The sequence below is a fragment of the Sorangium sp. KYC3313 genome (assembly GCF_052075895.1).
GTDB lineage: Bacteria > Myxococcota_A > Polyangia > Polyangiales > Polyangiaceae > Sorangium > Sorangium cellulosum_B.
Map to the genome: position 1 here is coordinate 5846733 of NZ_CP197255.1, position 13594 is coordinate 5860326.

At 70.0% G+C, this 13594-nt stretch carries 8 protein-coding genes; 1 reads left to right on the forward strand and 7 read right to left on the reverse strand.

From position 1 onward, the window contains the following. Positions 1-156: 156 nt before the first annotated feature. The 3 genes from ACSRUE_RS22795 to ACSRUE_RS22805 all read right to left on the reverse strand — a co-directional run bounded on the left by ACSRUE_RS22795 (position 157) and on the right by ACSRUE_RS22805 (position 7081). Positions 157-573, reverse strand: a complete 417-nt coding sequence (locus tag ACSRUE_RS22795; RefSeq protein WP_441292841.1) for a hypothetical protein — start codon at positions 571-573, stop codon at positions 157-159. 347 nt (positions 574-920) lie between these two features. Then, a complete protein-coding gene (locus tag ACSRUE_RS22800; protein ID WP_441292842.1) occupies positions 921-5945 on the reverse strand; it encodes a HAMP domain-containing protein in 5025 nt (1674 codons plus the stop codon). A gap of 539 nt (positions 5946-6484) precedes the next feature. Continuing rightward, a complete protein-coding gene (locus tag ACSRUE_RS22805; protein WP_441292843.1) occupies positions 6485-7081 on the reverse strand; it encodes a hypothetical protein in 597 nt (198 codons plus the stop codon). 779 nt (positions 7082-7860) lie between these two features. On the opposite strand from ACSRUE_RS22805, the gene ACSRUE_RS22810 reads away from it, so the two are divergent. Beyond that, positions 7861-8784: a CBS domain-containing protein gene (locus tag ACSRUE_RS22810; protein WP_441292844.1), complete on the forward strand. Its 924-nt coding sequence runs from the start codon at positions 7861-7863 to the stop codon at positions 8782-8784. Between the two features lie 91 nt (positions 8785-8875). Here ACSRUE_RS22810 and ACSRUE_RS22815 read toward each other — a convergent pair whose 3' ends face one another. From ACSRUE_RS22815 to ACSRUE_RS22830, 4 genes are all read right to left on the reverse strand, one after another. After that, positions 8876-9424 (reverse strand): hypothetical protein, encoded by a 549-nt coding sequence (locus ACSRUE_RS22815; protein WP_012237734.1) that lies wholly within the window; start codon positions 9422-9424, stop codon positions 8876-8878. A gap of 10 nt (positions 9425-9434) precedes the next feature. After that, positions 9435-9941: a YtxH domain-containing protein gene (locus ACSRUE_RS22820; protein WP_441292845.1), complete on the reverse strand. Its 507-nt coding sequence runs from the start codon at positions 9939-9941 to the stop codon at positions 9435-9437. A 379-nt stretch (positions 9942-10320) separates the two neighbouring features. Continuing rightward, positions 10321-10893, reverse strand: a complete 573-nt coding sequence (locus ACSRUE_RS22825; protein WP_437766314.1) for an OmpA family protein — start codon at positions 10891-10893, stop codon at positions 10321-10323. A gap of 129 nt (positions 10894-11022) precedes the next feature. Next, a complete protein-coding gene (locus ACSRUE_RS22830; protein WP_441292846.1) occupies positions 11023-13557 on the reverse strand; it encodes a PAS domain S-box protein in 2535 nt (844 codons plus the stop codon). Positions 13558-13594 lie beyond the last annotated feature (37 nt).

The window sequence follows — 13594 nt, forward strand, 5'->3', positions numbered from 1 at the left end:
GCGCCGCTCGCCACGCAACGGCACGCGCCGAGTCTGGAGCATCGCGTGTGCCAGGCGATCGGCTCGGGGAGCTCCTGAAACCCTGCGCGAGCGCGCCAGCGGCAGCGCGCCTCAGCGAGGCAAGTTGCCACGTGCCTTCCGCCTTCCCGCGACCGCTCAGATGAAGCTGTCGTAAGGACGCCGCTGCGAGCTCTCGCTCCGGACGTCCTCGGCGCCCGCATACTCGAGGATCAATTCCAGGATCTCTGCGTCTCGCTCGGAGGAAGCATTTACGCCCACGAGGATCGCACCCTGTCGCAGGCCGCTGTCGTAGATGCTCGCCCGGTGCTCGGGAATGCCGGCGCTGACGAGCGCGTCGACGAGCCCGCCGGCCGCGCCGCGCGCGCCAGCTCCGGCGAGCGCGGCCCCGATGGGCCCCGCCGCCACGAGCCCCAGGCCAGGGAACGCCACGCTCGCGCCGAGCCCCACGAGCGCGGCCGAGACCGCCCCCGCCGTTCCGTCCACGGCGCGATGGTCGCTCCCCGCGTCGCCCATGACAAGGCTGATGGTGTCACGCGTGTATCCGCAGCTCATCACGCGCTCAACCGACCTCTCGGCGTCCGACCACGTCCTGACAAGACCGGTTACCAGCTTTGGCCTCACCTACAGCTCCTTTCCCGATGAACGCCCTCGCGCGCGTGCCCTGCCTGTATTCTGGAAACCCACATCGCCACAGCAGGCGACAGCAGGCGGCATGCCAAATGAAAATGCGGGAAATGCTCGGTACTCTGCGCCGTCGATCGCCCGTGTGCCGCGCAAGAGCTTGCGCAGGTGCGCCACACGGAGGCGTCATTGCAGCACGGACGAAACCGCCGGGCGTGCTCGGGGGCGATCGCAGGGCGTGGTGTTGGAGAGCGGCGGTGACGGGAGATGAAGCGAGCTCAGCGATGCAGCCAGATGCGGAGCTGCGCCAGCAGCTGCTCCGTGTCGACCGGCTTCGATGTGTAGTCGGTCGCGCCCGCCTCCAGGCACTTCTCCCGGTCGCCTTTCATCGCCCTCGCCGTGACGGCGATGATCGGTAGCGTCTGGAATGCCGGCTGTTTGCGGATTGCGCGGATCGTGTCGTATCCGTCCATCTCCGGCATCATGATGTCCATGAGCACGACGTCGATGCCGCTCGTGCTCTCCAGGCGCTCGATGGCGGCCTTCCCCGTCTCGGCGGTGAGGGTGGTCATCCCGTAGCTCTCGAGGACGGTCTTCAGCGCATAGATGTTGCGGAAATCGTCGTCGACGATCAGCGCACACTTGCCGGAGAGCGCGGCGGCCGACTCGTGGAGCTGCTCCACGATGCGCCGCGCCGGCTCCGGCAGATCCGAGAGCCGGCGGTGCAGCGCGAGTGTAACCTCGTCGAGCAGGCGCTCTCTCGACTGGACATGCTTCACGGGCAGCTTCTGCGCGAGCCGGGAGAGCTGCGCCTCGCCGTCCCCGGCGACGCCGGCCGGCGCGTACACGATGACCGTGAGATCGGCGAGGCGCCCTGCGCGATCGAGGCGCTCGATGAGCTCGAGGCCGGGCATGTCCGGCAGGTGCAGCTCGATCACGATCGCGTCGAACGCCTCGCGATCGAGCGCGCCGAGCGCCTCCTGGGCCGTCGTCGCGCTTTTTACCGTGACCGCCGCGTCCCCGAGCAGCTCGGTCGCCGGGGCGAAGGAGGCCTCGTCCGGCGCGACGACGAGCAGCCGGCGCCGCGGCGAGCCGATCAGCCCGGCGAGCCGCGCGAACGCCTCGTCGAGCGCCGTCCTGCTGCTGAGCGGCTTGTTGAGCAGGCCCACCGCGCCCATCCGCCGCGCGCGGCTCCGCTCCTCCTCCGTCTCTGTCGTGATCACCTGGACCGGGATGTGCCGCGCCGAGAGATCGCGCTTCAGGCAGTCGAGCACGCGCCACCCGTCGACGTCGGGCATGTTGATGTCCAGCGTGATCGCCGCGGGCCGGATCTCTCGCACCAGCGCGAGCGCGGTCGCGCTGCGGAGCGCGACGACCGCCTTGAAGCCGTGCTCCCGCGCGACATCCACGAGGAAGCGGGCGAACACGGTGTCGTTCTCCACGATCAGGATCGCGCGGTCGCCGGGGCGGACGCTCTCGCTGTCGTCGATGATCTGGACGTCCGCGCTCGCGGACGTGCGATCCGACGGCCGGCTGCTGTGGACGGCATCATCGATGGACGGCGGCGCGTCAAGGACGTGAGTCGGCTGCCGCCGCGCCGCCCGCACGGGCCGGAAGGTGCGCGGCAGGTAGAGCGTGAACGTGCTGCCGCGGCCCGGCGCGCTGACCAGCGTGAGATCGCCGCCGAGCATCCCCGCGATCTCCCGGCTGATCGCGAGCCCGAGCCCGGTGCCGCCGTACTTGCGGCTCGTGCTGCCGTCCGCCTGCTGGAACGCCTCGAAGACGATCTGCTGCTTGTCCGGCGCAATCCCGATCCCTGTGTCATGGACGGAGAGCGCGATCACCGCGTCGGCGCGGTTGAGCACTTCGTTCTCACCGCTCCAGCCGCCGCGGGCCACTGTCACCTCCAGGACCACCTTGCCGCGCTCGGTGAACTTGAAGGCGTTGGAGAGCAGGTTCTTGATCACCTGCTGAAGCCGCTTCGCGTCGGTGAACATCGACGCCGGCAGCGTCGACGAGAAGGAGAGCTCGAAATCGAGCTTCTTCGCCTCGGCGACGTGCCGGAACGTGCGGCGCACGTAGTCCGACAGGTCCGTGAAGCCGATCTCTCCGACGTCGACCACGACGGTGCCCGACTCGATCTTCGTGAGATCGAGGATGTCGTTGATGAGCCCGAGGAGATCGGTGCCTGACGCGTGGATCGTCTTCGCGTACTCGACCTGCCTCGCGGTGAGGTTCTGGTCGTTGTTCCTGGAGAGCTGGTCCGACAGGATGAGCAGGCTGTTCAGCGGGGTCCTGAGCTCATGGGACATGTTGGCCATGAACTCCGACTTGTACTTGGACGTGAGGGCGAGCTGGCGCGCCTTCTCCTCGAGGGCCTGGCGGGCCTGCTCGACCTCGTGGTTCTTCCGCTCGACCTCGACGTTCTGCTCCGCCAGGAGCCGCGCCTTCTCGCCGAGCGCGGCGTTCGTCTCCTGGAGCTCCTCCTGCTGGCTCTGGAGCTCGCGCGCCAGCGACTGGGACTGCTTGAGCAGGTCCTCGGTGCGCATGTTGGCCTCGATCGTGTTGAGCACGATGCCGATCGACTCGGTGAGCTGGTCGAGGAACGCCTGGTGGGTCGGGCTGAAGCGCTCGAGCGACGCGAGCTCGATGACGGCCTTCACCTGCCCCTCGAAGAGCACGGGCATCACGATGATGTTGACCGGGGGCGCGTCGCCGAGGCCGCTCGTGATCGTGATGTAATCGGGGGGCGCGTTGACGAGGAGGATCTTCTCCTTCTCGAGCGCGCACTGCCCGACGAGCCCCTCGCCCAGCTTGAACTGGTTGTCGACGTGCTTGCGCTCCTTGAACGCGTAGCTCGCGAGCAGCTTCAGGACAGGCTCCTCGCCGGAGGCATCCATGATGTAAAAGACGCCCTGCTGCGCCGTGACGACGGTGGCGAGCTCGGACAGGATCCTCCGGCCGACGGTGAGCAGATCCTTCTGCCCCTGGAGCATGCGCGAGAACTTGGCGAGGTTGCTCTTGAGCCAGTCCGTCTCGCTGTTCTTCAGCGTCGTGTCCTTGAGGTTCCGGATCATCTCGTTGATGTTGTCCTTCAGCGCGGCGACCTCGCCCTGCGCCTCGACCTTGATGGACCGGGTGAGATCGCCCTTGGTCACGGCGGTGGCGACCTCGGCGATCGCGCGCACCTGCGTGGTGAGGTTCGCCGCGAGCTGGTTCACGTTGTCGGTGAGGTCCTTCCACGTGCCGGCCGCGCCGGGCACGCTCGCCTGCCCGCCGAGCTTGCCCTCGACGCCGACCTCGCGCGCCACCGTCGTCACCTGATCCGCGAACGTCGCGAGCGTCTCGATCATGCCGTTGATGGTGTCCGCGAGCGCGGCGATCTCCCCCTTGGCGTCGACGACCAGCTTGCGCTTGAGATCGCCGTTGGCGACCGCGGTCACGACCTTGGCGATGCCGCGCACCTGGTTCGTCAGGTTGCCGGCCATCGAGTTCACGTTGTCGGTGAGGTCCTTCCATGTGCCGGCGACGCCGCGGACGTCGGCCTGCCCGCCGAGCTTGCCCTCGGTGCCGACCTCGCGGGCGACGCGGGTGACCTCGGAGGCGAAGGAGCGGAGCTGATCGACCATCGTGTTGATCGTGTTCTTGAGCTCCAGGATCTCTCCCTTCACGTCGACCGTGATCTTCTCGGAGAGATCGCCGTTGGCGACGGCGGTGGTGACGGCGGCGATGTTGCGCACCTGGGAGGTGAGGTTGCCGGCCATCGAGTTGACGGAGTCGGTGAGGTCCTTCCATGTGCCTGCGACGCCGCGGACGTCGGCCTGCCCGCCGAGCTTGCCCTCGGTGCCGACCTCGCGGGCGACGCGGGTGACCTCGGAGGCGAAGGAGTTGAGCTGGTCCACCATCGTGTTGATGGTGTTCTTGAGCTCCAGGATCTCGCCCTTGACGTCGACGGTGATCTTCTTCGAGAGATCGCCCTTGGCGACGGCGGTGGTGACGGTCGCGATGTTGCGCACCTGGGCCGTGAGGTTCGACGCCATCGAGTTGACGGAGTCGGTGAGGTCCTTCCATGTGCCTGCGACGCCGCGGACGTCGGCCTGCCCGCCGAGCTTGCCCTCGGTGCCGACCTCGCGGGCGACGCGGGTGACCTCGGAGGCGAAGGAGTTGAGCTGATCGACCATCGTGTTGATGGTGTTCTTGAGCTCGAGGATCTCGCCCTTGACGTCGACGGTGATCTTCTTCGAGAGATCGCCGTTGGCGACGGCGGTGGTGACGGCGGCGATGTTGCGCACCTGGGAGGTGAGGTTGCCGGCCATCGAGTTGACGGAGTCGGTGAGGTCCTTCCATGTGCCTGCGACGCCGCGGACGTCGGCCTGCCCGCCGAGCTTGCCCTCGGTGCCGACCTCGCGGGCGACGCGGGTGACCTCGGAGGCGAAGGAGCGGAGCTGATCGACCATCGTGTTGATGGTGTCCTTGAGCTCGAGGATCTCGCCCTTGACGTCGACGGTGATCTTCTTCGAGAGATCGCCCGTGGCGACGGCGGTGGTGACGGCGGCGATGTTGCGCACCTGGGAGGTGAGGTTGCCGGCCATCGAGTTGACGGAGTCGGTGAGGTCCTTCCAGCTGCCTGCGACGCCGCGGACGTCGGCCTGCCCGCCGAGCTTGCCCTCGGTGCCGACCTCGCGGGCGACGCGGATGACCTCGGAGGCGAAGGAGCCGAGCTGCTCGACCATCGTGTTGACGGTCTTGGCGGTCCGGAGGAACTCGCCGTCGAGCGGCCTGCCGTCCACCTCGAGGGCCATCGTCTGCGAGAGATCGCCCTTGGCCACGGCGCCGATGACGCGCGCCGTCTCGGCGGTGGGGTGGACGAGATCGCCGATCAGCGCGTTGATGCACGCGATCTCGTCGGCCCATGCGCCGCTCACCTCGCCGATGAAGGCGCGCTGGGAGAGCTTGCCCTCCTTGCCCACCGCGCGGCTCAGGCGGGCGAGCTCCTTCGCGAGCTTCTCGTTGCGCTCGACGACGTCGTTGAACGTATCGGCGATCTTCCCGTCGAGCCCGAGCCAGTGGACGGGCAGCCGCACCGAGAAATCGCCCTTCTTCAGGCCCGTCAGCGACATCAGCAGCGTCCGCCGGTCGAGCTCGTCGCTCTCGAGCGGCGCGGCGGCGCGGGGGCGCTCGGCCGGGCGAGCCTTCCTCGCGGCGCCGTGCTGCAGCCCATCCCCGGACGCGGCCTTCTTGCTCTTGCCATTGCCGGCTCTCGCCTTGCGGGCCGCCTTGTCGAGGTCGCTTCGCTGCTCCATGCCGCTGTTCTCCTGGCCCCGCCCGCGGGCAGGACCGATCGGTCAATAAGGGAAATGAGCGCGCGCCCCGGGCGCGGAGGGGCCCAGGGGCGCAGGAGGCCATCGGACCCGGCGCCCCGGCGTGATCCCAGGGCGCCGCGCGAGAGGACGGCAGGAGGACAGGCCCTCTCGCGTGGATGGCGGCCTCATCGGTCGAGGCTGCGCTGGGGCTCCGCGCGACGCTTCCCGCAGGCGAGGAGCGGGGCCCTCGCTGCCAGGCCGCGAGGCGGCCGCCGGGGTCCCCTCGGGTTCAGGCTTCATGGCACGTCGGCCATGCGCTTCTGCTCCCACCGCGCAGCAGCATGGGCTCGTATTACTAGCAGGCGCTCAGCTGGGCAAGCTTCGCGCCACGCGCAGCACGCAGCGCGCGCGTGCGGCGCGCAAGGCGCGCGTGCTGCGCGCAAGGCGCGCGGTCGGGCCGAGCGCGCGCGTGAGGCCGCGGCGGGACAACGCGGGAAAGGGCCCCCGCGCCGACGCGGCGGCCCTCCGGGGCCGGCGCCTCAGGCCACGTCGGATTTGGGCGAGCGGCGCTTCGTCGGGAGATCGCTCGGCTTGTTGCGCGGCGTGATGATGCTGTAACGCCCTGCCTCTCCCACCCTCTCGTGGACGCCCGACTCCATGGCATCTCTCGCGGTCCTGAGCGGCGGCAGCCATCGCGACACGTTCGCGAGGCACGAGGGGCGCTCGGGAAAGGGAGAGTGACGGGGCGGCGGCCTCTCCGTCGCTCCGCGCAGCGGCCGCTCCGACGCCGCGTCGTGCGTCCGCTCTTCGGCGGCGTCATGCGGCCGCTCCGGTGGCCCGTCATACGGCCGTTCCACGGCGGTGTCATACGGCCGCTCCGCGACGGCGTCGCACGGCCGCTCCGGCGTCGCGCTGTGCGTCCGCTCCGAGGGGGAGCCGTGCGGCGGTGCGAACGGGGCGGCGCTCTGCGCAGGGAGCGTGCCGGAGGACGCGCGCCGCTTCGCGGTCGTCGCGGCGATCCGGTGCCGGAGATCCTCGACGTGCTTCGCGAGCCGCTCGGTCTCCTGCGTGAGCCGCGTGAAATCCTCCTCGGTGAGCCGAGTGAAATCATCGACCTGGCTTCTGCGCTCTGACATAAACGATCCTTTGCCGCGTCTCTTCAGCCGATCTCGACACCCCGTCGGCTCCGCTGCTCATCGCCTGTCATCGCCTGTGCACACCGCATGCCGCGCCGCTCGGGTCGGTCGCACGCACCCGGCGGGGGTCGAGCGACGCTGGCGCGGATCGCCGCAACGGGGCGCGCCTGCCTCCATCCGTCCTCGCGAGCTCTGGTCGGCGAGCGGCGGAGATCGGACTGGGCACGCGGGGGCGGGTGCGGCGGCACGCCCTGTGCCGTGGGGACGCCGAACACACGATGGATGAGCCCGGCGCGCCTCGCTCGGTCACAGCCCTCTTCGCCGCTCTCCAGAGCGCGGCGGAGAGGCCCGTGACCCTGGGGCTCCACGCCACGGAGGCGCGCGCGGCGCGGGTGCGCTGGTGAAGGAGTGGACGCATGCAGAACTCGAACGTTGAATCGCTCGGCGCCCGGCTGGGGAGCCCGGATATGGCGCCGTGACGGTGTGCGCCCACGATGTAGCGGAACGCCACACCGCGGCATTCAGGCGACGTGTGATGAGCCCGGCATCCGCTGCGTTCCTCGGAATGGCTCCGCGCGCCGCCCCCTCGCAAGCGAGGCGCAGGAAAACGGCATGTCATTTGCAATAAAATCAGAAAAATCTGGGACAAGTGCCCGTCAGCCGAGCGGTCGATCGCGCGACGAGGTGTTCGCCACGCCCCGGGGGAGGGGGCAGTGGCACGTCGGAACTGCGCCTCCCGCCATGTGCAGGTGCCTGCGGGAACCCAGGAGCAAGACACCATGAAGTCGGTCATCAGGATCACGCGGCTCGGCGGTGTTGATGTGTTTGCGCATGCGGCGTTCGGCCTGCTGCTCCCGATCGGGGCGCTCCAGTGGGGGGCGCGGTACGGCTGGAGCGGCGCGCTCTTCGGCTGCGCGCTGGGCGCGGCGCTGCTCGGGTGCGTGGGGCTCCAGGCGCTCGTGCAGGGGATCGTGGCCAGGCAGCTGGGGCTGAGGGTGCGGGAGATCCAGCTCTCGCCGCTCGGCCCGATCGTCAGCCGCTCACGTCCTGCTGCGGGACGGGCGCAGGGCGGCGCGCTCGGCCTTGCGGCGAACGTGGCCCTCGCGGCGCTCTTCGCGCTGGCCGTCGAGGCCCAGCGCGGGGTGGGCGAGCTCGGATGGGCCTCGGTCCTCAAGGCCGCCGAGGCGCCCTCGCGCGAGGCCGCGGTCGTGTGGATCGCCAGCGCCAACCTGGGGATCGCCCTGCTCGGCCTGCTGCCGGTGTTGCCGCTCGAGGGGGGGCGCGCGCTGCGCGAGGCGCTCTCGCCGCTCACCGGCGCCTGGCTCGCGACGTCGTTGACGGCGGCGCTCGGGCAAGCGGCGGCGGCGGCGCTGTTCTTCGTGGGCCTGTTCGGCGGTCAGCTCGTCGTGGCCGCGCTGTCGGCGCTCTTCTTCGTGGAGGCGCGGCGGGAGTGGCGCGCGGCGCAGGCGGTGATGGCGCCCGCGGCGCCGCCCGAAGAGCCTCCGAGCGAGGGCAGGGCGGTCCAGCTGTGGCCTGGCGAGCTCGGGGGCGACGCCGCGCGGCGGATGCTCGCGAGCCAGGAGCCGGACTTCCCGGTCGTCTACGAGGACCGCGTGATCGGGGTCGTGACGCGCACGGACGTCATGCGCGCGCTGGCCGGGGGCTCGGCGGGATGCCCGGCCCCCTCCGGGATCGCGAGGTAACGGGCGAGGGTGATTCGGACACAACGACGCTCGAGCGAAGCGCCCCGCCAACCCGGAGAGGGGGCGGGGCGCTTGTCGGCAACCGCGAAGCTCAATCGCCTCGAACGAAATTGAGCTTGAAGGAGACCACGAGCACGAGCGCGTCCTGACTGATGCGGCGCTTGCCCCAGGCGACCCCGATGTGCAGCCCCTCGATCGGATCGAGGTTGGAGGGGAGCCCCACGGTGTGCGTGAGCGTCTTCGTGAAGTTCCACTCAGGCCGCTTGTTCGCGAGCGCCGCGTTGACCGCCTTCATGACGGTGTGGTCGAGGATCGAGGGGATGCCGCGGATGTCCGCCTCCTCGAGCTCGACGTTGAACGCCAGGACGCTCCCCTTGTTCCTCTCGATGATCTCGGGGCAAATCAGCACCTTGAGCTCATCGAGCCGGATGGTGGGGTTGACGCCCGCGATGGACCACTGGAGCTCCGCCGGGCAGGTGACCCGCAAGCCCAGGTCGTCGGCCAGGGCAATCTCGGTCGCCTTGCCCAGGTACAGCCAGCGATCGGTCGTCTCGTCGTCGTCCAGGTGGATCTTCACCGGGAGGAACTCGCCCAGGATCTGCGCGAGATCCTCCCGCGTGATGATGGCTTCGAGCCACACGGCCAGCGCCTCAGCTCAGGTGATGGCCGCTCTCGCCGCCGTGGGACAGCCCAGCTCCCTCGATGCCGTAATGCGAGTTCGCGGAGCTCGCGTCGGGCGGCGCGACCGCGCCCTTCACCGCGTCGACCGCGCTGCCGACCTTGTCCTGGACCTTGCGCTCGGCCTGCTCGACCCCGCGGGTCGCCTGCCGCTTCAGGCCGTCGAGGCGGGTCAGGAGCTCGCGGCGCAGCGCCTCGCCCGACGTCGGCGAGAGCAGCAGGGCCACGCCCGCGCCCACCGCGAGGCCGGCGCCGAAGAGGCCGATCGCCGTGAGCGGGCTCCGCTTGCGCGAGAGCCCGACCCAGCCGAGCACGTCGTCGAAGCCGAGCGCCCCGACCGTGGCGGCGACGCCGGCGACCGCCTTCGCGACGTCGAACGCCGTCGTCCTGGCCGCCGTCGCGGCGACGCCCGCGCCGGACGCCGCCGACTCGACCACACCCTTCGCAGTCCCCACCGCGCTGTTCATTCGGTTCGTCATGGCTCTTGTCTCCTCGTGACGGACATGACATCCGCCGGTTCGTGTCGGGAAACCATTGCAGGGCCCGGACCAACCGAGAGCTTGCGCCCGGAGCGCCTGTCCCCGGGGCCGCGGCGCGCCGCCGTGGCGCTCGCGTGACGAAACGCCACAGCTGTCGTGACGCGCCTCGGGCGCGACACGCGCCGTGAACCGTGAACCGTGAACCGTGAACCGTGAAGACGAGCGCCGGTGAACCAAGGGCCGCGGCGCGCGGCGCCGTCACCAACGGAAGAGGTGGGATTGGAGGAGGAGAGCCGCCCTGCCGAGAGGGAGAGCGCCAGCTGCAGCGCCGCTCCGGCAGGGCTCCGAGCCGCGTCCGCGGAGCGGGCGAGCGCGCGCGTCACCGGGGGGCATGGGCGACGCCGATCAGCGCGACGTCGACCCTGCGATCATAGCCATAGGAGTACATCGGTTGAGCTCCGACCGCCCCGGCGGCGCCGGTCGCGCGCGTCGTGATGCGATCCGCGGGGATGCCCTCCTCCACGAGGATCTCCTTCACCCGCGCGGCGCGGCGGAGCGAGAGATCCTGGTTGTACGCCGCGGTGCCGCGCGGATCGGCGCGGCCGACGAGCTCTATCCTCGCGCCCTTCAGGCTCGATGCGCGCAGGCAGTCGACGAGCGCCCGGAGCTCCACGTGCTCCTGCGGGAGCGGCTCGGAGGAGTCGAAGGCGAAGCTCGTCTTGGGAAGGCGGCAGACGTCGGCGATGTCGGCCCCGAGGGTGAGGTCGATGAATCGATCTTCGCCTTCCCTGAGATCGGGCCATTCAACCTTGTAGACTCCATCCGGGCCCGGGTTCGGCAACCTCGGCTCAGGCCGAGCCTGCTCCGGGGGAGGCGCCGCGGCGCACGCGGTGAACAGCGAGAGCGCAAGCGCGCCCAGGCAGAGCCTGGGCAGGTTGGACATCGACAGCATGGGAACCCTCCTTTCGAGGTCGGCCGCGACAAGCCGCCTTGTGTTTCGAGGAGGTCGTTCAAGCTCCGTGCCTGTCCGGCGAGCGAGGCGCGTCGCCGCGCGCCACGCCCCGCGCTCGAGGCGGGCTCATCAGGGGGATGAAGGCTCTCTGGCCTCGATCTTGGGCCAGGTGAACCGGAAGGTGGCGCCGGCGCCGACGGCGGACTCGACCCAGGCGCGCCCGCCCTTGCTCTGGACGATCTTCTGCACGACCGACAGGCCGATTCCGGTGCCCTCGACCTTGTCGCGCGCCTTCAGCGTCTGAAAGATGCCCCAGATGCGGTCGTGGTACTCGGGCGCGATGCCCGCCCCGTTGTCGGAGACCGAGAACTCCCAGAACGGCCCGGCGTCGCGCGCGCTGATCCGGACCTCCGGATCGGTGCCCCCGGCGTGCTTCAGCGCGTTGCCGATCAGGTTCAAAAACGTCTGCTGGAGCGGAGCGCGCTCCGTGACGAGGACGGGCATGTCGGGGGCGATCTCCACGCGCGTCTCCGGCGGGGGCGCGAGCAGCTCGATGACCTCCCGGAGGAGCTTGCCCACGTCGATCGCCTCGGGCTTCTCGCGGGCGCGGCCCGCCCGCGAGTAGCTCAGGATCCCGTCGATGAGGTTCTCGAGCCGGTGGACGCGCCCGCGCAGCAGATCGAGCTGCTTGCGGCTCTCCGCCGTCATCTTGTCGTTCAGGTCCTCCTCGATCCACTGCGAGAGGTTGGCGATGCCCCTGAGCGGCGCCTTGAGGTCGTGGCTCGTGACGTACGCGAACTGATCGAGCTCCTTGTTGCTGCGCTCGAGCGCCTGGACGAGCCGCTGCCGCTCCTCCTCGGCGCGCTTCTGATCGTCGATGTCCGTGTACGTGCCGAACCAGCGGACGATGCGGCCCGACCCGTCGCGCGCGGCGACCGCCCGGCCGATGAACCAGCGGTACACGCCGTCCGCGCGCCGGAGCCGGCACTGGCTCTCGTACGGCTCGCCCGTGCGGAGGGCCTCCCGGAAGGCCTCGATCGCCCGCTCGTGCTCGTCGGCGTGGATGATCCGGCTCCAGCCCTCGCCGCCGGTGTCCTCCGCGGTGAGCCCGGTGTAGTCGTACCAGCGCCGGTTGAAGTACTCGTGGTGGCCGTCCGGGCGGTTCGTCCACACGAGCTGCGGCATCGTCTCGGCGAGCAGCCGGAACTGCGCCTCGCTGTGCTTCAGCTCCTCCGCGAGCGTCTCGACCTCCTTGCGCACGGTGACCTCGCGCTCGAAGAGGAGGGCGTTGTCGACGCTGAGGGCGGCGCGCCGGGCGAGCTCCTCGGCGAACTGCACGTCGACCTTCGTGTAATGCCGGCCCGACTCGGCGTGCGCGAGCGTGATCGCGCCGAGGACGCGGCCGCGCGCCGCCAGCGGCACGACCAGGTACGACCGGAGGCCGAGCTCGCGCGCCATCCGGAGGTGCTCCTCGTCCCGCGCGTTCTCGACGAGCAGGGAGTCCGGGATCTCGGACGCCCACTCGACCTCGCCCGTCCGGAGCACCTTCGGCACACCGCGGCTCGCCGCGGGATCGACAGGATAACTCTGCTCGATCCGGCGGACGAGCTCCGCCTTCCGAGGGTCGGTGTGCTGGACGGCGACGCGCTGGATCGCGCCGTCCTGGCCCTGGATGTCCACGGCGCACCAGTCGGCGAGCAGCGGAACGACGAGCCGGGCGAGCTGCCCGAGCGTCTCGCGGAAGTCGAGCGAGGACGAGAGGATCTCGCCCGCGCCGGCGAGGAGGCTGACGTTGGCCTCGGCGCGCTTGCGCTCGCTGATGTCGAGCACGTAGGTGAGGTTGCGCCGCTGCGTCTCGATGCGGGCGGACCCGACGAGGACCGCCACGCGCTTGCCGTCCTTGCGGATGTACTCCTTCTCGAACTGCCTCGTGACGCCGTGGAGGCTCAGCTCGTTGATCGCGTCGTGGTGGACATGCTCGTACTCCGGCGGGGAGAGCTCCTGCCAGCTGAGAAGCCCCGCCCTGAGGTCCTCGCGGGTGTAGCCGATCATCGAGAGGAAGCAGTCGTTCGCCTCGATGACGCGCCCCTCGTAGTCGCTGAAGAGCAGGCCCATCATGCTGGTGTCCATGATGCGCCGGAACACCTCGTCGCTCGCCTGGCGCTCCAGCTGGCGGAGCGCGGCCTCCTGCCGCTTGATCTGTTCGGCCCTCCGGTGCAGCTCGACGAAGACCGCCACCTTGGCGCGGAGGATGTCGGGATTGAACGGCTTGACGACATAATCGACCGCGCCCTCGCGGTAGCCGCGATACCGTCGGTCCTCGTCCTCCGGCAGCCCGGAGATGAAGATAATCGGCGTGTGCCTCGCCCGATCGAGCCCCCTCACGCGGGCGGCCGTCTCGAAGCCGTCGATTCCGCGCATCTTCACGTCCATGAGGATCAGCGCGAACTCCTCGCGGTTGAGGTGCTCCAGCGCCTCCTCGCCGGATTGCGCGGTGACGAGCCGCTGGCGCAGCGGATCGAGCACGGCCTCGAGGGCGAGGAGGTTCGCGCGGTGATCGTCGACGAGCAGGATGCTCGCCACGGGCTCGGACGGGAGGGGAGCGCCCGGCTGGACCGAGGACTTCACCTGAAGCGGGCTCAGCCCTGGCTTTCGGTCGGGCATGACGAAGACGGTTAACGGCGCCCGGACCTTCTGGCAA

What these genes read in the sequence shown, in the direction of transcription:
- ACSRUE_RS22795 (WP_441292841.1), bottom strand. Translation starts at nt 573, where the DNA reads ATGAGCTGCGGATACACGCGTGACACCATCAGCCTTGTCATGGGCGAC.
- ACSRUE_RS22800 (WP_441292842.1), bottom strand. Translation starts at nt 5,945, where the DNA reads ATGGAGCAGCGAAGCGACCTCGACAAGGCGGCCCGCAAGGCGAGAGCC.
- ACSRUE_RS22805 (WP_441292843.1), bottom strand. Translation starts at nt 7,081, where the DNA reads ATGTCAGAGCGCAGAAGCCAGGTCGATGATTTCACTCGGCTCACCGAG.
- ACSRUE_RS22810 (WP_441292844.1), top strand. Translation starts at nt 7,861, where the DNA reads ATGAAGTCGGTCATCAGGATCACGCGGCTCGGCGGTGTTGATGTGTTT.
- ACSRUE_RS22820 (WP_441292845.1), bottom strand. Translation starts at nt 9,941, where the DNA reads ATGACGAACCGAATGAACAGCGCGGTGGGGACTGCGAAGGGTGTGGTC.
- ACSRUE_RS22825 (WP_437766314.1), bottom strand. Translation starts at nt 10,893, where the DNA reads ATGCTGTCGATGTCCAACCTGCCCAGGCTCTGCCTGGGCGCGCTTGCG.
- ACSRUE_RS22830 (WP_441292846.1), bottom strand. Translation starts at nt 13,557, where the DNA reads ATGCCCGACCGAAAGCCAGGGCTGAGCCCGCTTCAGGTGAAGTCCTCG.